The 21,418-nt window shown below is 38.5% G+C and carries 21 protein-coding genes and 1 tRNA gene; 6 read left to right on the top strand and 16 right to left on the bottom strand.

All coding sequences use genetic code 11. From position 1 onward, the window contains the following. Nucleotides 1–2: 2 nt before the first annotated feature. Nucleotides 3–1,841: a translation elongation factor 4 gene (gene lepA, locus IGI66_RS06410; RefSeq protein ID WP_010780897.1), complete on the bottom strand. Its 1,839-nt coding sequence runs from the start codon at nt 1,839–1,841 to the stop codon at nt 3–5. 152 nt (nt 1,842–1,993) lie between these two features. On the opposite strand from lepA, the gene IGI66_RS06405 reads away from it, so the two are divergent. From IGI66_RS06405 to IGI66_RS06395, 3 genes are read left to right on the top strand one after another with little or no spacing between them, the layout of a single operon-like run. After that, on the top strand, nt 1,994–3,211 hold the full coding sequence (locus tag IGI66_RS06405; RefSeq protein WP_010780898.1) for a GNAT family N-acetyltransferase: 1,218 nt from the start codon (nt 1,994–1,996) through the stop codon (nt 3,209–3,211). Continuing rightward, nucleotides 3,198–3,707, top strand: a complete 510-nt coding sequence (locus IGI66_RS06400; RefSeq protein ID WP_010780899.1) for a nucleoside 2-deoxyribosyltransferase — start codon at nt 3,198–3,200, stop codon at nt 3,705–3,707. Before IGI66_RS06405 ends, IGI66_RS06400 begins: the two co-directional genes overlap by 14 nt. Continuing rightward, a complete protein-coding gene (locus tag IGI66_RS06395; protein WP_010780900.1) occupies nt 3,697–4,359 on the top strand; it encodes a hypothetical protein in 663 nt (220 codons plus the stop codon). Before IGI66_RS06400 ends, IGI66_RS06395 begins: the two co-directional genes overlap by 11 nt. A gap of 47 nt (nt 4,360–4,406) precedes the next feature. On the opposite strand, the gene IGI66_RS06390 is transcribed toward IGI66_RS06395, so the two are convergent. Beyond that, complete coding sequence (locus IGI66_RS06390; RefSeq protein ID WP_316406169.1) at nt 4,407–4,898, bottom strand: pyridoxamine 5'-phosphate oxidase family protein; 492 nt, start codon at nt 4,896–4,898, stop codon at nt 4,407–4,409. A gap of 211 nt (nt 4,899–5,109) precedes the next feature. Here IGI66_RS06390 and IGI66_RS06385 point away from each other — a divergent pair, with 211 nt between their 5' ends. After that, a complete protein-coding gene (locus tag IGI66_RS06385) occupies nt 5,110–5,844 on the top strand; it encodes an HAD family hydrolase (RefSeq protein WP_010780902.1) in 735 nt (244 codons plus the stop codon). Nucleotides 5,845–5,919: 75 nt separating this feature from the next. Here IGI66_RS06385 and IGI66_RS06380 read toward each other — a convergent pair whose 3' ends face one another. From IGI66_RS06380 to IGI66_RS06365, 4 genes are read right to left on the bottom strand one after another with little or no spacing between them, the layout of a single operon-like run. Beyond that, the gene (locus IGI66_RS06380) at nt 5,920–6,606 is read right to left on the bottom strand and encodes a hypothetical protein (protein ID WP_010780903.1); all 687 of its coding nucleotides are present in this window, start codon (nt 6,604–6,606) and stop codon (nt 5,920–5,922) included. Nucleotides 6,607–6,644: 38 nt separating this feature from the next. Continuing rightward, complete coding sequence (locus IGI66_RS06375; RefSeq protein WP_438848108.1) at nt 6,645–7,259, bottom strand: glycoside hydrolase family 73 protein; 615 nt, start codon at nt 7,257–7,259, stop codon at nt 6,645–6,647. 9 nt (nt 7,260–7,268) lie between these two features. Then, the gene (locus IGI66_RS06370) at nt 7,269–8,048 is read right to left on the bottom strand and encodes a M15 family metallopeptidase (RefSeq protein ID WP_438848106.1); all 780 of its coding nucleotides are present in this window, start codon (nt 8,046–8,048) and stop codon (nt 7,269–7,271) included. Between the two features lie 16 nt (nt 8,049–8,064). Continuing rightward, nucleotides 8,065–8,598: a hypothetical protein gene (locus tag IGI66_RS06365; protein WP_010780906.1), complete on the bottom strand. Its 534-nt coding sequence runs from the start codon at nt 8,596–8,598 to the stop codon at nt 8,065–8,067. 221 nt (nt 8,599–8,819) lie between these two features. Here IGI66_RS06365 and IGI66_RS06360 point away from each other — a divergent pair, with 221 nt between their 5' ends. Together IGI66_RS06360 and IGI66_RS06355 are read left to right on the top strand one after the other, a co-directional pair. After that, nucleotides 8,820–9,779: a Gfo/Idh/MocA family protein gene (locus IGI66_RS06360; RefSeq protein ID WP_438848104.1), complete on the top strand. Its 960-nt coding sequence runs from the start codon at nt 8,820–8,822 to the stop codon at nt 9,777–9,779. A 97-nt stretch (nt 9,780–9,876) separates the two neighbouring features. After that, nucleotides 9,877–10,470: an FUSC family protein gene (locus IGI66_RS06355; protein WP_431379092.1), complete on the top strand. Its 594-nt coding sequence runs from the start codon at nt 9,877–9,879 to the stop codon at nt 10,468–10,470. Between the two features lie 89 nt (nt 10,471–10,559). On the opposite strand, the gene IGI66_RS06350 is transcribed toward IGI66_RS06355, so the two are convergent. The 10 genes from IGI66_RS06350 to glgA all read right to left on the bottom strand — a co-directional run bounded on the left by IGI66_RS06350 (nt 10,560) and on the right by glgA (nt 21,418). After that, complete coding sequence (locus tag IGI66_RS06350; RefSeq protein WP_114524279.1) at nt 10,560–11,261, bottom strand: ABC transporter ATP-binding protein; 702 nt, start codon at nt 11,259–11,261, stop codon at nt 10,560–10,562. A gap of 149 nt (nt 11,262–11,410) precedes the next feature. Beyond that, entirely contained in the window at nt 11,411–12,130 is a 720-nt protein-coding gene (locus IGI66_RS06345; protein WP_438848101.1) for a gamma-glutamyl-gamma-aminobutyrate hydrolase family protein, read from the bottom strand. 119 nt (nt 12,131–12,249) lie between these two features. Further along, the gene (nagA, locus tag IGI66_RS06340; protein WP_086304268.1) at nt 12,250–13,395 is read right to left on the bottom strand and encodes an N-acetylglucosamine-6-phosphate deacetylase; all 1,146 of its coding nucleotides are present in this window, start codon (nt 13,393–13,395) and stop codon (nt 12,250–12,252) included. 77 nt (nt 13,396–13,472) lie between these two features. Next, nucleotides 13,473–14,297 (bottom strand): helix-turn-helix domain-containing protein, encoded by an 825-nt coding sequence (locus tag IGI66_RS06335; protein WP_010780912.1) that lies wholly within the window; start codon nt 14,295–14,297, stop codon nt 13,473–13,475. Between the two features lie 235 nt (nt 14,298–14,532). After that, a tRNA-Leu gene (locus IGI66_RS06330) sits at nt 14,533–14,616 on the bottom strand. A gap of 47 nt (nt 14,617–14,663) precedes the next feature. Further along, nucleotides 14,664–14,849, bottom strand: a complete 186-nt coding sequence (locus IGI66_RS06325) for a hypothetical protein (protein WP_010780913.1) — start codon at nt 14,847–14,849, stop codon at nt 14,664–14,666. Between the two features lie 59 nt (nt 14,850–14,908). Then, the gene (locus IGI66_RS06320) at nt 14,909–15,514 is read right to left on the bottom strand and encodes a hypothetical protein (RefSeq protein ID WP_010780914.1); all 606 of its coding nucleotides are present in this window, start codon (nt 15,512–15,514) and stop codon (nt 14,909–14,911) included. Nucleotides 15,515–15,604: 90 nt separating this feature from the next. After that, nucleotides 15,605–17,437, bottom strand: a complete 1,833-nt coding sequence (locus IGI66_RS06315; RefSeq protein ID WP_431380506.1) for a glycoside hydrolase family 13 protein — start codon at nt 17,435–17,437, stop codon at nt 15,605–15,607. Beyond that, nucleotides 17,418–19,856, bottom strand: coding sequence for a glycogen/starch/alpha-glucan phosphorylase (locus IGI66_RS06310; RefSeq protein WP_438848097.1), 2,439 nt, complete (start codon nt 19,854–19,856; stop codon nt 17,418–17,420). Before IGI66_RS06310 ends, IGI66_RS06315 begins: the two co-directional genes overlap by 20 nt. Nucleotides 19,857–19,990: 134 nt before the next feature. Beyond that, nucleotides 19,991–21,418: a glycogen synthase GlgA gene (glgA, locus tag IGI66_RS06305; protein ID WP_438848096.1), complete on the bottom strand. Its 1,428-nt coding sequence runs from the start codon at nt 21,416–21,418 to the stop codon at nt 19,991–19,993.

Genomic DNA, 21,418 nt, shown 5'->3' with positions numbered 1-21,418 from the left:
CTTTATTTTTTCTTAGGTTCATCCTCGTCCATTTTCAGAACAGCCATGAACGCTTCTTGAGGTACTTCTACGGAGCCAATTTGTTTCATCCGCTTTTTCCCTTCTTTTTGTTTTTCAAGCAGTTTACGTTTTCGTGAAACATCGCCGCCATAACATTTTGCTAACACATTCTTGCGTAATGCTTTGATATCCGTACGTGCAACGATTTTTGTTCCAATAGTGGCTTGAATAGGTACTTCAAACTGCTGGCGCGGAATCAATGTTTTTAGCTTGTCAACAATTGCCCGTCCACGTTCCTGAGCAAATTCACGGTGAACGATAAAGCTTAACGCATCGACTTTTTCAGCATTTAACAGAATATCCATCTTAACTAAACGACTTTCACGGTAATCAGCCATCTCGTAATCCAAAGAAGCGTACCCTTTGGTGCTTGACTTTAACTTATCGAAAAAGTCAAAAACAATCTCAGATAACGGAATATGGTAAACAACATTTACGCGATAATCATCTAAATAATCCATTGTGATAAATTCACCGCGTTTCCGTTGAGAAAGCTCCATTACAGCACCCACGTATTCATTTGGCACCATAATATTTGCTTTAACAAAAGGCTCTTCGACGTTCTGAATTTTTGATGGATCAGGAAAATCTGATGGATTGTCTACAATTAATTGTGTGTCGTCAGTCAAATTCACATGGTAAATAACTGACGGCGCTGTAGTGATCAATTCTAAATTAAATTCACGCTCTAGGCGTTCTTGTACGACATCCATATGCAGCAACCCTAAAAATCCGCAACGGAAACCAAATCCTAATGCTTGGGAAGTTTCTGGTTCAAATTGAAGTGCCGCATCGTTCAATTGTAATTTTTCCAATGCTTCTCGTAAATCGTTGTATCTTGATGTATCAATTGGGTACAACCCGCAGAACACCATTGGATTCATTTTTCGATAACCTGATAATGCTTCTCCTGCTGGATTGTTAGCAAGTGTTACCGTATCCCCAACACGTGTATCTTGGACAGACTTGATGCTAGCTGTAATATAGCCCACATCTCCCACCATTAAGTAATCACGTTGAACGGCTTTCGGTGAAAATACACCCACTTCAGTAACATCAAAGGTTTTTCCATTGCTCATTAACTGAATTTTATCTCCAGGACGCACAACGCCGTCTGTGATTCGAACATTCAAGACGACACCACGATAGCTGTCGTAAACCGAATCAAAAATCAGTGCCTTTAATGGCGCCTCCAAGTCACCGCTTGGTGCAGGTACATTCGTTACGATTTGTTCCAAAATATCCCCAATACCAATACCGGTCTTAGCACTGGCAAGAACCGCATCCTCTGCATCAATTCCGATTACGTCTTCGATTTCTTTACGAACGCGCTCCGGATCTGCTGCTGGCAAGTCGATCTTATTGATCACTGGTAAAATTTCCAAATCGTTATCAAGTGCCAGATAAACGTTTGCTAAGGTCTGAGCCTCGATCCCCTGGGCCGCATCTACTACTAAGACTGCTCCTTCGCAGGCAGCTAAGCTCCGCGAAACCTCATAGGTGAAATCCACGTGCCCTGGTGTATCAATCAAATGGAAAATATATGTTTGTCCATCGATTGCGGTATAGTGTAATTCAACGGCATTCAATTTAATAGTAATCCCGCGTTCACGTTCAAGATCCATTGAATCTAATAGCTGTTCTTGCATTTCTCGGGAACTTACAGTATTTGTTTGTTCTAAGATTCGGTCCGCCAAAGTGGACTTCCCGTGATCAATATGCGCAATGATTGAAAAGTTTCGAATCATTTCTTGGCGTTTCTTCATTTCTTCTAAATTCATTAAAGTTCCTCATTTCTTTTAGTCAGCACTGTCAATTATACCAACGTTTCCGGTAGAAAAAAAGTCTTTTCCCCTATTTCCAATGTCTGTAAGAGAAAAATAAACCTGCTTTTGCTATACTAAGGTTGTAAACTAAAAATGGAGATGAAAGAATGGAAAATGACTTTAAGCAACAATTAGTCTTGAAGCCAGTCGGTGAAGAATATTTAGCTCAATACGACGAACTACTCAGCTATGTTTTTCAAGTCACCGAAAGTGATATTGAAAATAGCGGGTACGAAAACAAACGTGAAATGGTTCGGGCAAAAAAGCCTGTTTTGGAACAATCAAAAGTTTTTGGCTGGTTTCATGACGAAAATCTCATTTCACAAATCGCGATCTATCCTTGTGAAGTAAATATTCACGGAAAGCTTTTTGACATGGGAGGGATTACTGGAGTTGGGACTTATCCTGAATATGCGAACCACGGGCTTATGAAAGATTTGATCGAAAAAGCGCTGATTCAAATGCGTCAGGACCAACAGTGGATTTCCTATCTATATCCTTACAATATTCCTTATTATCGACGTAAAGGTTGGGAAATTATGTCCGATAAATTAAGCTTCAAAATAAAAGACACGCAATTACCCAAACAAGTTGATCTACCTGGAATTGTTGAACGGAAAGAGGTTGACGATCCAGATGTTTATAAGGTATACGATGAGTTTGCTTTAAATAATCACGGGGCTATGATTCGGAAAGAATTAAATTGGGAAGAATACTGGCGCTTTGAAAATGAAGAAGAACGGATTGCGGCGGTTTACTATGATGAGCATAAGAAACCAACCGGTGTTCTCTTCTACTGGATCTCTGATGAAGTTTTTCATATCAAAGAAATGTTCTACTTAAATCAAGAAGCACGAAACGGATTGTGGAATTTCATCAGTGCACACTTTTCAATGATTTATTGGGTAGAAGGTGATATTTACAAAAATGAACCTTTATCTTTTTTACTCGATGATAGCGAAATAACCGAAACGATTGCCCCTTTTTTTATGGCACGCATTGTTGATGTAAAACAATTTTTATTGGAATACCCGTTTGAAAAATCTGTGGAGCCCTTCTACTTTGAAGTGACTGATCCAGTTGCAAAATGGAATAACAGCATCTTTGCTTTGAGTTGGGACGACAAGGGTGCTTTGGATATCTCAGATCAACCAAAAGGGAAACGTATTCGTTTGACCATTCAAACTTTGACTTGTTTATTAATGAATTACAGACGTGCGACCTATCTTGCCCGGATCGAGCGAATTGAGGCGGATAAAAAAGCCGTTGAATTATTAGAATCAATCATACCGGATATGGAGGCTTATTTCAGTGACTACTTCTAAACATATATATTTTGCTGCTCCTTTATTTGCGCAGAGTGACTTATTCTACAATGATTATTTAGTTAAAAAAATTCGCGAAATTGATAAAGAGTTAACAATCTATTTACCGCAGGAAAATGCGGGAATCAATGACAAATCAGCATATGCCGATAGTAAGATGATCGCCTTGGCTGATACTGAGGAAGTTTTAAAAAGTGATTTGATGGTCGCTTTATTAGATGGCCTGACGATTGATGCTGGTGTTGCCTCAGAAATCGGTGTTGCCTATGCTAAAGGAATTCCAATCATCGCGCTATACACAGATTCGCGTCAACAAGGCGCCGACAACCAGCAGAAAATAGCGGCATTACAAACACCCGCAGAAAATCAATTTCATTATTTGAACCTTTATACAGTCGGGCTTATTAAATTGAATGGTGTCATTGTCAGCAATGAACCTGCCCTGCTGGAGAACATCAAATCGTTTTTAGAAGGTAGTGATTGGCGTGACTTATAAAAAATATAGAACAGCATTAGTAGTTTTTGGTATTCTCTGTCTTGCGTATAATATCTTTGAATTTGTTATTGGCAAATATTCGACAAAGCAAGGAGTGATTTTTGTTATCGAATGTTTGGCAGGTATTGGTCTCATCTTTTTACCTGAACTCATTTCTAAGTTATTCAAACTTTTCATACCAGAAAAAATCATTTATTTTTATTGGTTTTTCTTAGTGATTTCTGTTTTCTTGGGTACTTCATTACACATGATTTCAATTGTATCTTTTTGGGATAAAATTTTGCACACTGTGAGTCCTATGGTATTAACTGCCTTAGGATACGGATTGATTGGATACCTCATGAAGGATGCGAATATCAGCAAAACCTCCCCGTGGCTTTTCCTATTGTTTGGTTTTGCCTTTGCAGGAGTGTGCGGCGTTTTTTGGGAGTTTTGGGAATTTCTATGCGATACAGTGGCGGATATGAACCTACAGCGTTATGCCACCTCAGCAGGAAAATTATTAGTCGGTCGTGCTGCATTAATGGATACCATGGGTGATTTACTAACGAATACAATTGGTGCTGTTCTGATGGGTATTTATGCTAGAGTCCAAAGCCGAGGTAATGCTTCTTACTTTGAAGAATATCGATTAAAAAAACTGCATAAATAGAAAAGGCCCCAAATCTCTCTAAGAGGTTTGAGGCCTTTTTTTATATATTATTTTTCATCTGGATGGATATTTTCCTTCATTGTATAGGAAGCTAGCGTTATTTTGATAATGCCCGTACGTTTCAACATAGCTTCTGGTATTTCGTCAAAACTGGCCCCTTTTGCTGCATGATCCATTAAAACATGAAGTGCCTGTCTTTTCTCTTCCAAATCCTCTAAAAAGCTTGCATGGCCAAAACCAATAAAACTCTGATATGCATAAGAATAAGTAGCCGCATTACTAGTTCCTTCGATCAGTCTATGATGACCATCCATTTCTACTGCAACATGGGGATCATTTTTAATCATGTTTACCTTTTTTCCTTCGGCAGCACCATGAATAAAAAGCGTTAGCTCTTCCTCGTTCCATTCATATCCAAAATTTACTGGTACAACGTAAGGATATTTTTCTCCATTCAATGCAATTCGTACAACTTGTGTTTTTTCTACAAATTTCTTGATTAATTCTAAATCAGTAACCTGTCTTTTTTTTCTACGCATCTCTTTTCCACCTATCCGTTTTTATATCTTAATCATAATAGATTAGAATTTAAAAAGAAATCTTTTTTTGAGTCTCAGTTACTGAAAATTGATAATATGCGGTTTGTCTTTTTTAGTATCAAAAACCTTTTCTAATCAACGATTTACACTTTTTTTGTGTAATTTTTTATACTAAAATAGCTACTGTAATTAACAGAAAATTTGCTGAAAAATGAAAGGCGTGTCGAATTTGATTGAAACTGTCGTATTTGATATCGATGATACAATTTACGATCAACAAGAACCATTTCGAAAAGCAGTCCAAAAATTGTTTCCTTTAGTTACTGAAGAAGATATGCTCCCGCTTTATACCCGTTTTCGTGTGCATAGTGATGCAAACTTTAACAAAGTCATTACTCAAGAATGGACACTGGAGTATATGCGTTCTCATCGTATCAGTCAATCATTAAAAGATTTGGATTATCCGCATATTACTGATGACGAAGCGCTGCATTTCCAAGAGGTTTATGAGGCTGAATTAGATGCTATCACCATGCATCGAGAAGTTGAAAAAACACTGGATTTTTTAAAAAGAAAAAAAGTACCCGTTAGTATCATCACCAACGGTCCAACGGATCATCAATACAAAAAGATTTTACAATTAGGTCTGTTGAATTGGGTTAATGAGGAAAACATCATCATCTCTCAAGCGACCGGCTATGAAAAACCAGACGTTGAAATTTTCGATTTAGGCAAGAAGCAGTTCTCCTTAAATCCTGAAAATTCTTTATATGTCGGAGACAATTTCAACAACGACGTGATTGGTTCTAAACGTGCTGGCTGGCAATCGCTTTGGCTCAACCATAGAAATCGACAATTACCAAAAGGAACAACCCAAATTCAAGACATAGAACTTAAATCATTTGATCAATTATTACCAACGTTTAAAACTATTTTTGCATCGTAGTTTCCCTCAAAACATTAGCTAATAGATAAAAAAAGGATGCCGAAATCGTTTATGATTTCGACATCCTTTTCCTTTTTATTGATGGTCTTCGTCGTATTCCATCTTACGGTATTTCTCCATCTTCTTGCTAAACAAGACTCCGTTTGATGGTGGCGTGTAGGTGATTGCATTCGCTCCAGCTGTAATCGTTGCTTCGATTGTCTCTTCATCAGGACCTCCAGTAGCAATGATTGGAAGATCTGGGTACATTTGACGAAAATGCCTCACTGCTTCGACTGTTTCTTTCCCAGCACTGATATTGATAATATCAACGCCAGCCGCCAATTTTTCTTCAATCTTAGAGTACTTTGATGTTACCGTAGCAATAACGGGGATATCCACTACATCATTCACTGCTTCAATTGTTTCTACTGGCGTTGGACCATTTACGACAACCCCTAAGCTTCCTTGAGACTCTGCGAACATCCCCATATATGCAGATCGGGCGCCATGAGTCAATCCTCCTGCTACACCAGAGAAGACAGGAATATCTGCTGCTTCAATAATACTCTTAGTAATAGCCGGATGCGGCGTAAAAGGATAGACGGCAATCACCGCGTCCGCATCTGTATTTCGAATGATTGCAATATCCGTGGTAAAAATAATTGAACGGATTTTCTTACCGAAAATGATTATTCCGGAAGCTTTCTTGATTACTTTGGGTACACGTACGATATCTTGCCGTAATTCTGTCATAATTTCAGGCACATTGTTTTCTGACATTAAACCATCTCCCTAACGTATTTCTTAAATTAATTTTACTATGAATGATCGTATCTATCCAAGCTATACGTTTCAATCACGGATATAATTTTATTTGCATAATCGGGATCTGTCGCATACCCAGCAGTTTGCAATGCTTGAGCCGCCTGTTTATAATCCGTCGCTGTTAAAACACCCGCGTAAAGTTGAGGATTCCAATTTGTCCCATTTACAAAAAGCATGGTATGGTCATCTAAGGATTCTTCCCATGTAGAATAAACTTTAAAATCTCCTTGGATAGTAATCCACTGCTCATTCATATATTCCTTTGTTTCAAGGCTGATTTTTGGTTGATTTCCAGAGGCTTTAATACCAAATAGATTTTTGTATTCACTTGCCAATTGTGATTGTCCCCAATTAGATTCTAGAATAGCTTGACCTAAGATGATACTTGGCAGGACACCATAGCCTTGTTGCAATTCCTTCGCATGTGGTGCCAGCTTTTCAACAAATTCTTGCCGAGACAAATTTTCTTCCTTTTGAGTATCCTCTACGCCAAAATCTGATAGTGAATGTAAAGAAAAAACGAAAGCTACCCCAATAATCAAGATTCCCGCAAAAATCAGCGGGATCGATAGATTGGACTTCCGTTTTTTATAATTTTTCTTAGGCATAATGCCTCCTTATTTAGCTGATAACTGTTTCAAAAATTCTTCTAAAGTTAAATGATGTTCCGTGATATATTCCGCATTTTCCTTGCCTACATATCGAATATGCCACGGCTCATACGTGATACCAGTGATGTCTTGGCGATCTTTTGGATAGCGAATGATAAATCCATATTTTGGTGCGTTCTCAGCGATCCATTTTGCTCCAGGTTGATCCCCGTAAGAAGCATCTAATACTTGAGTTGAATAGGAGTTATACCAATTTTGATCGACGATATCTACTGCAAGACCCGTATGGTGCTCACTATAGCCAGGTTCGGTAATGGTTTCCTTGGTTTTCGCAGTTGCTTCTTCTTCGCTCATCCCATTACCACTCACCAATCCATTGACATTTGTCTCAAAAACCTCTTTTTGAGACTCCACAGAACGAAATGCTGAGACGATGACTAAAGGGAATCCTGCTTTTGTTGCCGCTTCGGAAAAAGCTTCATAATCTTTCGCGATACGACTGTCGACTTGATGACTGTTATCTGATAATGTAGCCAACTGACTTTCAGGAACTTCCTTCTCTATTTTATTTTTTGGGCCTACTAACACAAGATTCCAATCTTTTGAATTAGAATCAGGCAGCGCTTTTTGCACAGCATTCTTCTTAGCAGCCGTTTTCTTTTCGAATGAATAGGTCGTTGCCGTCGCTTTTTGAGCATCTGTCTCAGCAGGTGCACTATAAAAAAGTGAATACGCGGTCATTCCGATCATAATTATGACTGAAAGTAGTCCTACTGTTTTTTTCAATTTAAAAATCCTCTCGTTAATCGTCTAATGACGTGTATGTTTCCGTTAACTTTTCGTTTACCCAGTCAAGCAGTGCAGTTTTCTTGTGTGCACTGGCAATTTGATTTTGAATATGTGCCGGCAAACGAAAACTCAGTATATCACTATAGCCCCAATTGTCATAATCGATCGTTATACGTAAATCGATATAATCATGATTCTCTTCTTCATTTTTGTTTTTGAATGGGATCATTTCGACTTGAGCCAATCCGCTGGCAATCCACTGCTGCGCAATAATCGTCTTCATCTCACGATATTCAGCAACTGCCGTCGGGCGCTTTTCGGGGAACAAAAACGTTTGTCGAATGACTTTTTGACTTAACATCCATTCATAATCACTGAATAAGTTTTTGATTTTTTGATTTGCTTCCGGTGATAAATTGTTCTGACCAGCCTTCCACTGTTGCCATTGAACGTCATTGACTCCTAAGTAATCTTGATAAAAATCTTGTTCTGAATGAAATTGTTCAAAAATCGCACTCATTACTAAATCCAAATAAATTTGATTCACGAAAAATCCCTCCTTATCTATTCTACTGATTTTTCAGAAAAAATACACCACTTTGGCAAATGGATTGAACTATTTTAATATTTACTGCTATAATTTGAGAAAAGCTTCAATCTTTTTTCTATTTTTATACACACTTCATCAAAAAATAAGTTGAACACGGCTTTATTTAATTGATAGTTCAACTTGCAAAATTAAAAAGAGACTATCTTAGGAGGACCAATATGACAGAATTACAATGGGGAATCGTTGGACTTGGCGATATCGCACACGATTTTGCTGAGAATTTTAATCAAACTACGAGCAGCTTGACTGCTTGTGCTTCACGGACGCTTGAAAAAGCAGAAAAATTTGCGAAAGAATATGGCATCGCGAAAGCTTATGGTAGTTATCAAGAAATGTTGGCTGATGAAGCTATCTCTATTATATATATAGCTGTGCCAAATCGCCAACATCATCAACATATTATTCAAGCTTTAGAGGCTGGAAAACATGTATTATGCGAAAAGGCGATCACTATGACCCTTGCTGAACTACAAGAAGCGATTGCGTTAGCCGAAAAGAATCAATTGATTTTGGCAGAGGCAATGACAATCTTTAACATGCCTTTGTACCAAGAACTTCATACGTTAATGGACAGCGGGAAATTAGGAAAATTAAAAATGATTCAGGCTCCTTTTGGAAGCTATAAAGATCCTGATCCTACCACCCGCTTTTTCAATCCAGAATTAGCCGGCGGAGCATTACTGGACATTGGGACCTATGCCGTTTCATTTGCACGTTGGTTCATGTCTGAGCAGCCAACCGTGATCGCCTCAACGATGGTTCCTTTTTCCACGGGTGTAGATGAACAATCGGTAACGATTTTACAAAATGAGAAACAAGAGCTTGCCTCGATCAGCTTAACCTTCCAAGCGAAAATGCCTAAAAAAGGAATCGTTGCTTTTGAAAATGGCTACCTCACTGTCGAAGATTATCCACGCGCTGATAAAGCGGAACTAGTTTTTAACGATGGAACAAAAGAATGGATTGAATCTGGCTTTACCAGTAATGCCATGAACTATGAAATTGAGAACATGGTTCAAATGATTCACGGGGAAAGACCAAATAAGTCCCTCTTTTTTACGAAAGATGTGATTGACATTCTAGATCAGATGCACCAAAAATGGCAAATAGAGAAATAATTTCGAACAAAAGGCATTGATTAGTCGATGCCTTTTGTTTTTTTGCCAAATTTCGGCTAAACTATTAGATATAAAGAAAAGAAAGTGGGAGGAAAAATTGCATATTGGTCGTTTTCGTTTAGGAATGCGAACGATGAAAACTGCATTAGCTGTTATGCTGTGCATTCTATTATTCCACGTAACAGATCGTGGATCACCGTTGATCGCCGCGTTAGCTGCTGTTTTTTCTCTGCGTCAAGATTTGACTACCAGCATATCATTTGGCCGTTCACGCGTTTTAGGAAATTCGTTAGGAGGATTATTGGCGTTAATTTTCTACTACGTACAAGCCTTTTTTAACAATGAATTTTTCGTAGAATTATTTGTCTTACCACTATTTGTTATCTTAGTCATCGTAGTTTCTGACGGAATCAATAATAACTCAGGAATCATTTCAGCGATCGCTACCATGCTGTTGATCGCTTTGAGTATTCCTCAAGGGGAATCCTTTCTTTACGCGCTAAATCGCGTTTTGGATACATTTATTGGAACAATCATAGGCATTTCCTTGAATGGTGCAATCACACCCCAATCAAATGAGAAGGAAAAACAAATAAAAGAAGATTTAGTGGAGCTGAGAAAAAAAGAAGCAGACTTGAATAAAATGCTCTATGATGTACGAAAACAAATAAAGGACCATTCTCTTAAATGAGTCTGGTCCTTTATTTTATCCACTTAAGTGGATGGTCCGGATAAAAAGCGAATTTGTTGTTCGAGTACAGAATACATGTTTTTGAAAAATTACCATTGAATATCTTCAATTGATTGAGGGGCATCATTTAATTCCTCACTGCGTACACGTGCATCATTGATCCGAATGACACGATCTGCCATTGGAGCGATCGCTGAATTATGCGTTATGATCACAACTGTTGTTCCATTGTCCCGAGCCGTGTCTTGAAGAATCTTTAAAATTTGTTTTCCTGTTTCAAAATCTAACGCTCCTGTCGGCTCATCACATAATAATAGTTTTGGTCGCTTCGCTAATGCTCGCGCAATGGTTACCCTCTGCTGTTCACCGCCAGATAATTGGGCAGGAAAATTATCCATCCGTTCCCCCAGTCCAACTGAATGCAACACTGACTCAGGCTCTAATGCATCGGTAACGATCTGAGAAGCCAGTTCGACATTTTCTTTAGCCGTCAAATTCGGAACTAAATTGTAGAATTGAAAAACAAATCCCACATCATTTCTCCTATACGTGGTCAATTCTTTATCGCTAAAAGCAGCAATGTCTGTCCCATCGACAATGACTTGCCCTTCATCACAATTATCCATTCCACCTAATATATTAAGCACAGTCGATTTTCCTGCACCACTTGGGCCGAGAATGACTGCTACCTCACCTCGTTCAATTGAAAAATTTATTTTTTCATTGGCCTTGATGACGGTTTCGCCCATTTTGTAATGTTTACTCTCATCAATCACATGAATATATGACACACAGCGTTCCTCCTCATTTTTCCACGCTAATCTAAATAGCGGCTTCTTTTCCATTTTAGTTTAACATAACCCGAACAAAAGCCAACCAAGGATGCCATAAGCCAGCAAAAATAATCGCCCAATTTTAATAAGTAAAATTGAGTTGTTGTTTAGGAATGCTTTCTTTCACAGGCTTCAAAAAAAGCTTTCATTATCGCTTGATTTACCGATGTTGTTGCTGAAAAGAATTCAGGATGCCATTGGACCCCTAAAGCAAAACTTGCTTTAGGAAGGAACACTCCTTCTGCTAGTCCGTCAGGGGATAACGCAGTTACCTTCAATTCCTTTCCCAATTTCTTTATAGCTTGATGATGATAACTATTTACTCCTAAATAATGTCTCTCTAAAATTTTATGAAGCAGACTGTTCTCAATTAATTCCACTTGATGCTGTGTTCGATTATAAGGAGCTTTCATATGGTGATCCAGATTCATCGTTTGAGGATTATCGCTCATTAAATCTTGGTAGAGAGTTCCGCCAAGGAAGACGTTCAGCAACTGCGCCCCTCTGCAAATAGCCAAAAAAGGCTTGTCACGCACAATCACTTCTTCCATAAGTTGGAATTCCATTTTATCTCTTAGCTGATTTACTTCGCCACAAGCATCTGTTGTTTTTTCATTATATCTTGCAGGTGCGATGTCTTGTCCGCCAGTAAAAATAAACCCATCGCATAGGGACAAAAAAGGTTGCCATGTTTCTTTGTTCGCGGTAAGTGGCAATACTAACGGAATACCTCCATTTTCTTCAACGAGATTGAGATATCCTGGAAGCATCCAAATACTTTCATGTACTTCGTCATATAAGGGCAACACACCGATTATTGGTTTCATAAAATTCCTCCTATGATGTTTTTCATTCAAGTTACCTTCAAACAGTAAAAGACTTTGATAAAAATTTTACCATAAAAAAACTCGATCATCAGATGACGATCGAGTAAGGGAATTATTTTTTAAGCATGGTAACGTTCTTTACCATCTAAGTATGTCGCTGCAAGTTCCATATTAGGTTCTAAAACAATAAAGTCTGCTGCACGGCCTTCGGAGATCATGCCGCATTTATCATCAATTTTACAGCTTACTGCTGGAACATAAGAGGCCATCATAATCGCTTGTTCTGGAGTGGCAATATCCCAATCCACAACATTTTTGATTGCTTCTTTCAATTTCAAAATACTACCAGCCAAATTACCAGATTCAAGACGAGCAGTTCCTTCTTTTACAACTACTGGAAATTCACCTAAATTGTAGTTACCGTCTGGCATGCCGCCTGCCATCATACAATCAGTAATCAACGCCACATGATCATGCCCTGCCTTTTCCATTAACACTTCGGCAGCTTGCGGATGAACATGATGACCGTCACAGATCAACTCTGAAAAGACATGCTCCAAGGTCAATAACGCACCAACCATCCCAGGTTCGCGATGATTTAAACCGCGCATGCCATTGTATGCATGAACGAAAACACTTGCTCCCGCTTCAACAGCCTCTTGCGCTTCTTCCAATGTCGCATTTGAGTGTCCTAATGAAACAACTACGCCTTCATCAGTCACTGTTTTTACGAATTCTTTGACGCCTTTACGTTCAGGAGCTAAAGCGATTTTTTTGATCAAGCCGCCTGAAGCTTCCTGCCATTCGTGAAAGGTATCCAAATCTGGATCACCAAAATAGCTAGGGTTTTGCGCGCCCTTGTGTTCTTCTGTAAAGAAAGGTCCTTCAAAATAAATACCTTGTATTTTTGCACCTTCGACATCTTGATAAACATTGCCGATTGTTTCAGCAACATCCTTCAACCGCTCTTTTGTAGAAGTTAATGTTGTTGGCAAGAAACTTGTCACACCGCAAGATAGAAGTGCTTCAGACATCACTTTGATTCCTTCAGCATCATTGTCCATCACATCGTGGTTTTTATACCCATGAATATGTGTGTCTACAAGTCCAGGAGCGATCCATTTTCCACTTTGGTCAATGATCTCTGCGCCTTCTGGTTTTTCCTTCGTATATGTTCCAAAAATGCCATCAGTGACATCTAAATAGCCTGTGCCCTTCACACCAGAGTTTAAAAAGAATTTGTCAGCATAAATAAATGTTTTCATTGTGAATTCTCCCTTTTTTCATAGTAACTTAAAGTTACTCCTGAATCCTCAATAAGTCAAGAATGGTGTAGACCATTTTACAGATCTTTTATTTTTTCCAAAGCGCGTAGCATTTTTCTATAATTGATTACCGTATGAAGGTCATCTCGTGCCTCCAGCATAAGAATTTTTAATTCGACCAATTCTTTTAATTTATAATAGCTGCATTGCTGACGATTCCATTTCAACCCAATATCCACGACCTTCTCAGCCAAGTCAAACCGTTCCTGTTTAACTAAAAACGTTCCATAATTAACAAAAAGATTGCTTAATTCACTTCGCTCCGAATAATCCGCCATCATCGTTTGGAATAGTTCAAAGCTTTGATTGTAATAGCCTTGCGCCTCATTCATTTGACCCAAAACGGAACACATTTTCCCAGCAAAACTCAACAGTAAGATTCGACTATCAAAATAGCCATCATATTTTTTGGATACACAAATTGAAAGGCCAAGATTTATTTTCTCCAAAGCAGTATGTGGGTCACCATCAATAAAATAGGCACAAACCCCTTTAAAAAAGCAAGCCAATTGACGGTCCTTATCAAGATGAGTGATTTGGCGTTCATCTAAATAATCTAATGTTGTTCGAATCTCAAGATATTTCCCAACGCGCAAATACATAAACATCTTGTTAAAATATTTTCGCAAAAATAATTCCTCAGGTAAAAAATCAAGCATCAACTGGTCAATGGTGATTCCAAGACGGTGACAAAGCTGCTGGATTACAATAATATTGGGAATTTCTTCATCGTTCTCAATTCGACTCAAAACACTCTGGGAACAGATTCCTTGAGAAAGATCTTTTTGTGTCATGCCGTGTTCTTTTCTGAACTCCTTTAAGACTTGACCGATCGCTACCATTGCCGCATCCTCCAAAATATGCAAATTCACATTTTTAATAATTTAATTTTATACGATGACTTCTTTACAAGCAACTTCTATGTTCGAAATCCATAAACAGAGTGAATCAAAATGATCTTAAATTAGCTATCCATCCTTTTTTAGATAAATTAATTCATCATGTATATAGCCTATACAAATTTGGAAACAAAAAAAGACAACAAACACTGTAAAAAACAATGTTTGTTGCCTTTTATGCGGCGAATGGGACTCGAACCCACACGAGATTGCTCTCACATGATCCTTAGTCATGCTTGTCTGCCAATTCCAACACCACCGCATAGAGCCTTTCTTATGATAGCGAGTCAGCATAAAAAAGTCAATAGTCTAAACAATCGTTGTATCGTATACATATATGATCATTCCTTTAAGTCCGGCAATTCCTCGAAAAAATTTTTTATCTTCTTGTTTAAGCCAAACTTCTCGGAATAGGAAAAAGTCTTCCCGGGAAACTTCAAATCTCTCAATTTCTCCCGCCCGCAATTGACGAATTTTTTCTTCAAATGGATTCATGTTTCCTTCTCTCCCATCATCGTAAAACAACAGAAGAATGCCTGAAGGCACCTTCTGTCTTAATCATGAAAATATTTGCTGTTCTCAATTTGTGAATTGTCCTCTTGCATAATGCCTCGTAAAGAACGATCTAAACGTTGTCTAGAATTCTTTCTTTCAATCACTGGCTGCTTTTCGTCATTTTCAGATGCAAATAGTAGATACGACTGTTTTGCCTTTTCCATTCGCTGCATGAGTTCCCTTGGGTGAACTGCATTTTCCGGTTCATCAGGGATCAATGAAGAAGGGACATATTTAGGAGCAAAGGGTGTTGCGCTGCGTCCGTTTCGAGAATTGAACGTAGCTTTAGGCTTGACTGTTTCTTTTGGCTTCCGTTCTTCAAATAGATTCACTTTTTTAGATTCTCTATGTTCATTCTCATACATCGGCAAATTCGCTTTATGATGATCGAGTTCTCTGCGTGGTTCTTCATCTAAGTTCACACGCCGTACACGTTTTACTTTCGAAATTGGACGTTCAAAGATATCTTTTGCTTCTAATCGATAACTCGTGATTAAGTCATCCTGACCATCAAACAATACCCGCTGATTGGTTTGAACTAATTTGACCCCTGCCTCATCATCAAATGCAGGAAAACGACTCTTTTTTCTGCTATACGTTTGCATAAAATCATCCTTATTGTTCTGATATAGCATAGTTTAGCACAAATACTAAAAAAATGCTTTTAAATTATGACTAACAAGAACTTGTACCTATCAGATTGAACCGGAGACAAATAAACTTCCATTTGGTGCCAATACTTCGTCCTCTAGAATACGATCGAGCACTTCATAATCTCCTTGATACGCAAGAGGACTTGATAATTCTCCTATTTTGATGTGTTGCTCATGCTCGGATAAGTTAAGTGCATAAATTACATACGAATGATCCAAATAGCGAATGATCCCAAAAATTTGCTGCGCTTGAGAATAGAACGGGAAGAAATGCCCCTTTTTCAAAACATCATATTTTTTTCTTCTTTCTACCCATTTTTGACAGTTTTTAAATAGATTTGAGTCTATCGATTGCCAAGGGAAAAACTTACGATTGTCTGGGTCTTTTCCTCCTGTCAAACCAGCTTCGTCTCCATAGTAAACACAAGGGATACCTGGCATCATAAACATTAGTCCCCAAGCCTGATCCATTGCTTCAACAGAACCGTTCAGCATGGTTAAAATACGCTCAGTATCATGTGTGCCAATATTGTTTAATTGATTGTAGTAGAAATCAACGGGATAATTTTCTTGGTAACGCACCATTTCTTCGCAAATATCTTTCAATGATCGCGAATGTTTTAGTAAATCTAAAATTTGCTGACGTAACGGGTAGTTCATGACTCCTTGCAAATGATCACCAAAAACATATTTTCTCCGCGTATCATAAGCAACCTTATTCGACGCATCCTCCCAAACTTCACCTATTAGAACTTTTTCTTGATATGCCAAGAGATTTTTACGAATGCCTGCAATGAAATCATCTGTTAATTCATCCGCCACATCTAAACGCCAGCCATCCACGCCCATTGATGTCCATTTAGACAGGACGCTGTCATAATCACCATAGATGAATTCTTGAAAATGAGGATTCTCTTTTTTCACCTCTGGAAGATCAGCCACCCCCCACCATGCTTTGTAATCGTCTGGATAATGGTTAAAAGTGAACCAATCAAAGTATTTACTGTCGGGATTTTTAGCAGCTCCTACAGTCTCGCCATAAAAACCAGACTTGTTAAAATACACACTGTCCTTTCCTACATGGGAAAAAACACCGTCCAACAAGATCGCAATCCCTGCTGTATGCAGAGCAGCTATTAAACTACGAAAATCTTCCTCTGTCCCCAAAACACTGTCTACTTTGAAATAATCATTTGTGTCGTAGCGATGATTCGACGTTGCTTCAAATATTGGATTTAAATATACCGCTGTGATTCCCAATTCTTTTAAGTAAGGTATTTTCTTTTCAATTCCTTTAAAATTACCGCCAAAAAAGTCCCATCGCACGATCTCATTTTTTTCATTTCTAATGTAATAGGGCGTATCTTCTTCTGTTCCATAAATGAATGAATTTTTTTTTGGCTGATTGATTTTCCGATCTGCGTTCCCATTTGCAAAACGATCGGGAAAAATTTGATAGAAAACAGCGTCGCGATACCAGTTAGGAGCTGTCTCTGGTTTTTGATAACAAGTCAACTGGTAAGGAATAACCTCATTCTCCGCCCCATAAATTTGCCCTTCACCACCGTTACCATTGAATCCATAATACTGAACAGTTTCGTACCCTTCAGATTCATGAATGATTTTAAAGTAGTAAAAATACAGTCCCCAGCCTTGGTCCATTGTTGTTTGAAAGTGAAATCGATCCTCAGGAACAGCCTCCATAGGGAAAATTTTCTGTCCTGCAGAACTTCCTTCTTTACGGACGATCAAAAAAACTTTTGCTTGTTTTTGTTCTGGGACGGATATCCAAATATCGACTTTTGTCCCTTCCTGAACAGCCCCAAAAGGTCGTTTATATCTTTCTAGCCAAGAATTAAAGTAAATATGAGTCATGTTGGATCACTCCTCGATCATCTTCGTGAGCAAAAACGGGTTCAATTTGCCAAATGTCTTCAGCATAACGCTGGACAGTACTGTCTGAAGAAAAACGTCCGGCATGAGCAATGTTATTTAGACTTATTTTTTGCCAGCGGCGTTTATCTTTATACGCCTCATTAATCGATTCTTGTGCCAGACAGTAATCTTCAAAATCGCGTAGTACAAAGAATTCGTCGTTGTATTTAATGAGTGAATCAAATATCTCTTGACCCTCTGCGAAAATATTTGGAATTGTTCCATCGATTAATGCCTTCACTACTTTGTGTACATTGGCATTTTCTTTGTAAATATTCGTCGCTGAATAATTCTTATTTTCATAGTATTGATAAACTTCCGATTCCGTCAATCCAAAAATAGCGATATTTTCATCGCCCACTGCATCACGAATCTCGACATTTGCGCCATCCAGCGTAGCAATTGTCACTGCGCCATTGAGCATCAATTTCATATTTGAGGTTCCTGAAGCTTCTTTTGAAGCCAATGAAATCTGCTCACTCACATCCGCTGCCGGAATAATTCGCTCAGCTAAGCTGACGTTATAATTTTCTAAAAAGACTATTTTTAGTTTATCTTTAATCGTAGTATCCTGATTAATCAAACTAGCGGCCTCATTGATGACCTTGATAACAGACTTCGCATAATGGTAGCTAGGTGCTGCCTTTGCTCCGAAAATAAAGACCCGAGGTTCAATCGCTTGCTCAGGATCTTCTTTAAGATCCAAATATAGTTTTATGATGTGGAGTAAATTCAACAATTGTCGCTTATACGCATGCAATCGTTTAATTTGGACATCAAAAATCGCATGAGGATTCACTTCAATATTACAGTGTTCCTGAATATAGCTGGCCAGGCGTTTTTTATTCTTTAATTTTGCTGATGCTAGAGCTTCGAGAACTTGATCATCTTCTTCATAATTCAAAAGTAAGCGTAGATTCTTTGGCTGTTCTCGCCAAGAATCTCCAATTGTATCGTCTAACACTTTGCTCATCGTCGGATTAGCAAGCTGTGTCCAGCGGCGCATAGCGATACCATTTGTTTTGTTATTAAAACGAGCTGGATAAATACGGTAGAAATCGTGCAAAACCACTGACTTCAATAAATCTGAATGCAATTTGGCTACACCATTTGTTGAGTGAGAACCGATGATTGCAAGGTGGGCCATGTGTACCTGATCGCATTGAATGATTCTGGTTCGCTGAATTAAATCAAAGTCATGAACCCCCGTCATTTCTTCCACAAAGCGTCGATCAATTTCTTCGATGATTTGATAAATTCTAGGACAAACACTTTTCATCATACCGATTGACCATTTCTCTAAGGCTTCTGCCATGATTGTATGGTTGGTGTAACTCATTACTTCCTGGGTTAAGTTCCAAGCGCGTTCCCAACCTAGTTTTTCATCATCAATCAAAAGCCGCATAAACTCAGCTACACACATCGCTGGATGGGTATCATTAATATGGATCGCAATATATTGATTGATTTTATCCATTGGTTTTTTCAGTTGCTTGTAATAACGCAAGATACTTTGAACACCGGCTGATACAAAGAAATACTCTTGTGATAAGCGTAGTTTTCTCCCTGCTTCACTAGAATCATCCGGGTATAAAACAGAAGTGAGGTCCTCTACTGCACGCCGATCTTCAATACTACGATAGCGATCCTCTTCTTCTGGCGGAATTTCAACCGACCATAAGCGCATTGTATTCACAATGTCATTCTTATAACCAACCATTCCGGTATCGTAAGGAACGGCTCTTAAAAGCATGCCATCTTGATAAATAGGTGTCAGATTGCCGTATTCATCTGGACTTAAGTAAACATCTCCGCCAATTCGCACATCTACTGCTTTGCTCTCTTTTCGAACTTCCCATAAGTTTCCTTTTTGAAGCCACTCATCTGGCAATTCAACCTGATAATTATCAACAAAACGCTGCTTGAATAGACCATACTCATAGCGAATACCGTTCCCATTTCCAGGTAATCCAGTTGACGCGATGGAATCCATAAAACATGAAGCCAAACGACCTAAACCGCCGTTTCCGAGGGCCATGTCAGGCTCTACTTCCGCCAAATCATTTAAATGAATGCCTAATTCTGCTAATCCTTCGCTCACCATCTCTAACCAGCCCATATTTAAAAGGTTGCTTTTTAGCATCTTCCCTGGTAAGAACTCAATCGAAAAGTAGTACGCTTGCTTCTGTTCCGCTTCACGATAATCTTTCCATGTTTGCTGCCAGCTTTGGGAATACTCTGAAGTCATCAATGAGCCTAGGGTCTGATATAGTTCATCTGGTGATGCATCTGCGACATCCATGGCGAATTTTTCTGCCAAACGACGACTGAATTTCTTTTTAAATTCTATTTTATTCATTTTCTCATCTCCAACCTATGATTTCATAAAAATTGAGTAATAATTACTATCTACAATATATCATTTCAACGAAACAATGATAGAAAAAGCCAAAATCCATAGCCTAAGGCTTTAGATTCTGGCTTTTTCGAATCCTACATTTGCTTGTATAGTTCTAAATATTTTTTACTGGATTCATTCCAGCTAAAATCTCGAGTCATCGCTTCTTCCATCAACTCTTTCCAAATATCTTGGTGTTCTTGGTAAAGAGTAATGGCTTGTTTCATCGCATTCATCAGATAGAAGGATTCAAAATCATTAAATCCAAAGCCCGTTCCCTCATTTGTTAGAGGATTGTACGGCTGGACTGTATCCTTTAATCCACCGATCTCATGTACGATTGGCAAAGTTCCGTAGCGCATAGAGATCATTTGAGATAATCCGCAAGGTTCAAATGCTGACGGCATTAAGAACATATCCACCCCTGCATACACTTTTTGAGCCAACGTGACATCAAAGGCTATATGAATACTTGTTTTTTGAGGATATCTCTCACTGAAATGAACAAACTGATTTTCAAAATCTGGATCTCCCGTCCCGATCAGCACTAATTGCACATCGAACTGCATAAGATTTTCCATTTCTTGCAATAACAGATGAAACCCTTTTTGATACGTTAAACGACTCACGATACCTATCACAGGAACCTCTGGTCGAACAGGCAATTCTAACAGCTTTTGCAGTTGTACTTTGTTTTCGATCTTTTTATCCAAATGATTTTTATCATAATTAGCAAAAAGGGCTGGATCAGTTGCTGGGTCAAATGCTTCGTAATCAATACCGTTCAATATTCCGTGCAGCTTCTCGCTTTCCATACGTAAAATCACATCTAAACCCGCTCCGAATTCAGGTGTTTTAATTTCTTCAGCATAAGAAGGGCTAACTGTCGTTACGCGATCCGCATAAAGAATCCCTGCCTTCATAAAATTCACGCAATTATTAAAACGTATGGTTCCATCGTCGTACCGCTCGCCTCCCATATCAAATAAATCATACAAGACTTCGCGGCCATATTGACCTTGAAACTCAATATTGTGAATTGTTAAGACTGTTCGTATGTCACTGAACTTCTGTATCCAGCGATACTTTTCCTTCAATAAAAAAGGAATGAATGAGGTGTGATAATCATTTACGTGCATCACATCAGGAATAAAGTCGATTTTTTCCATTAATTCAATAACCGCCTGCTGATAGAAAGCAAAGCGCTCTCCGTCATCAAAATACCCGTATAATTCTGGACGGTCGAAATAATAAAGGTTGTCTAGAAAATAATAATCGATCTCATTCAAGCGAAGATATTTCACACCACAATATTGTTTGCGCCAACCAACGTGTACATCAAATGAAAACAAGTCTTGCACCTGTTCTTTATACCGTTGGGCCATCTTTGTAAAAAATGGCAGAACAACTTTTATATCTGTTCCTTTTTCTTTCAGCGCCTTTGGCAAAGCCCCTGCAACGTCACCCAATCCCCCTGTTTTGAAAAAAGGAGCACATTCAGCTGCTACAAATAATGTTTTCAA

It is taken from the genome of Enterococcus sp. AZ048 (assembly GCF_051715125.1).
Lineage (GTDB): Bacteria > Bacillota > Bacilli > Lactobacillales > Enterococcaceae > Enterococcus_A > Enterococcus_A gilvus.
Note: the sequence above shows the minus strand (reverse complement) of the source record. Positions and strands in the feature narration are given on the sequence as shown.

Coding starts and splice junctions, on each gene's coding strand:
- lepA (WP_010780897.1), bottom strand. CDS start 1,841: ATGAATTTAGAAGAAATGAAGAAACGCCAAGAAATGATTCGAAACTTT.
- IGI66_RS06405 (WP_010780898.1), top strand. CDS start 1,994: ATGGAAAATGACTTTAAGCAACAATTAGTCTTGAAGCCAGTCGGTGAA.
- IGI66_RS06390 (WP_316406169.1), bottom strand. CDS start 4,898: ATGCGTAGAAAAAAAAGACAGGTTACTGATTTAGAATTAATCAAGAAA.
- IGI66_RS06385 (WP_010780902.1), top strand. CDS start 5,110: ATGAAAGGCGTGTCGAATTTGATTGAAACTGTCGTATTTGATATCGAT.
- IGI66_RS06380 (WP_010780903.1), bottom strand. CDS start 6,606: ATGTCAGAAAACAATGTGCCTGAAATTATGACAGAATTACGGCAAGAT.
- IGI66_RS06375 (WP_438848108.1), bottom strand. CDS start 7,259: ATGCCTAAGAAAAATTATAAAAAACGGAAGTCCAATCTATCGATCCCG.
- IGI66_RS06360 (WP_438848104.1), top strand. CDS start 8,820: ATGACAGAATTACAATGGGGAATCGTTGGACTTGGCGATATCGCACAC.
- IGI66_RS06345 (WP_438848101.1), bottom strand. CDS start 12,130: ATGAAACCAATAATCGGTGTGTTGCCCTTATATGACGAAGTACATGAA.
- nagA (WP_086304268.1), bottom strand. CDS start 13,395: ATGAAAACATTTATTTATGCTGACAAATTCTTTTTAAACTCTGGTGTG.
- IGI66_RS06335 (WP_010780912.1), bottom strand. CDS start 14,297: ATGGTAGCGATCGGTCAAGTCTTAAAGGAGTTCAGAAAAGAACACGGC.
- IGI66_RS06325 (WP_010780913.1), bottom strand. CDS start 14,849: ATGAATCCATTTGAAGAAAAAATTCGTCAATTGCGGGCGGGAGAAATT.
- IGI66_RS06320 (WP_010780914.1), bottom strand. CDS start 15,514: ATGCAAACGTATAGCAGAAAAAAGAGTCGTTTTCCTGCATTTGATGAT.
- IGI66_RS06315 (WP_431380506.1), bottom strand. CDS start 17,437: ATGACTCATATTTACTTTAATTCTTGGCTAGAAAGATATAAACGACCT.
- IGI66_RS06310 (WP_438848097.1), bottom strand. CDS start 19,856: ATGAATAAAATAGAATTTAAAAAGAAATTCAGTCGTCGTTTGGCAGAA.